The sequence below is a fragment of the Thermogutta sp. genome, from assembly GCF_039793925.1.
In the GTDB taxonomy this organism is placed as follows: domain Bacteria; phylum Planctomycetota; class Planctomycetia; order Pirellulales; family Thermoguttaceae; genus Thermogutta.
In genome coordinates this window covers 1-1507 of record NZ_JBAMME010000068.1, presented here as the reverse complement: position 1 = coordinate 1507, position 1507 = coordinate 1, and the positions used below count along the sequence as shown (strand labels likewise).

General features: G+C 52.5%; 1 protein-coding gene. It reads left to right on the top strand.

Annotated elements, in window-relative coordinates:
* Positions 1–1507: TonB-dependent receptor (locus ABJK56_RS02100; protein WP_347243011.1), on the top strand; the 1507-nt coding region annotated here is incomplete at both ends.

The following is a 1507-nucleotide window of genomic DNA, read 5'->3' as shown; positions in this document are numbered from 1 at the left end:
CAATATGAAATCCTGGTAACCGCCCCCCGAGTTGAAATCCCACTTAAGCAAAATCCAGCGGCCACTACGGTCGTAGAATCTCCAGTGCTGAAAAATCTCCCCCGCACTATCGCCATTGATGAAGTAATGAAGTTGGTTCCCGGAGTCAAGGTTGATAACCAGGCCGACGGCGAGCGAGTCCACATCTCAATCAGAGGCGAGGGCATTTTAACCGAGCGCTGCACCCGCGGCATCCGGGCAATGGTTGACGGCATCCCGCTCGATGATCCATCCGGTTACATCTCTGATTTTTACGATGTGGACTGGACCAATGTCCGCCGCATCGAAGTGTTGCGCGGCCCAGCCGCCGCTTTTTACGGCAGCAGCTCATCAGGAGGCATCATCAACATTTTCACCAAGGACGGGGGCTCAGATCCATTTTCCGGTGGGGCCAGTGTCGTCCGCGGCGCCTACGGCCTGAAAAAAGGCCAGGCTGATTTTGGCGGAACCGTCGGCGTGATGAATTACCACATCAGCGGTTCAATATTAAATGGCACCGGTTATCGCGAGCACTCAGCCTACAGTGCCGACAACTCCTGGGGCAAGTTCAATTTTACCTTGAGCCCGAAAGTTAAAATCACCTATCTGGTCGGCTGGACCAATTTCTTCAACCAGAATCCCGAGGGTCTGAACCTTAATTGGTTCATGAGCGATGTGAAAACACTGCGCCGCTTGGCCAATCCCGATTCCTACACTTACAATGAATATCAGAGAACCAAAAGAGTAACCAACGGAGTGGTGGCTTCTATCGGTCTGGCCGACAACCTCGATATGAATGTTACCACCTATTACCGGCACACCAATTACACTGAAGCCGTCCCCTCATCGGTCATCCATCGCTCAATTGATACGCCGGGAGTCAGCCTGCAATTCAATCATCGGTTGGGCGAAGGCGGCGAAGGCCAGGTGAAAAATTATTTGAGCGCCGGCTTTGACTATGCTTACCAGGCAATAGGCGAATTCAAACATCCAAACCTCGGCGACGCCGTCGAAGGACCGGACTTTTTATCCAACCAGGATATGTACCAGAACGGGTTGGGCGCCTTTCTGCTGGACAGAGTTGAACTCAGCCGGCAGTGGGGAGTTTCAGGAATTGTACGGTATGACCGAGTGACCAATCGTTTAGCTGATCATCTTCAGGCCGGTGGAGTTGACCTCTCCGGGAAAGTAGCTTATGAAAGAATGACCGGGCGAGTTGGAGTAACCTGGAATCCGAAAAACAACTTCGGCCTGTATGCCAGCTGGGGAACGGGGTTTTTGCCGCCGGGAACAGAAGAGCTGGTTAACAATCCATACGCTTATGGCGGATATAATACCCACTTAGTAGCCGCCACCTCGATGGGAGAAGAAGTCGGGGCACGCGGGACAATCGGGGGCAACCTGAGCTATGATGTGGCGCTTTTCCATATGGATACCAAGAATGATTTCGGACGATACAGAATAACCAGCCGGCCGCTGGAAACTTTTT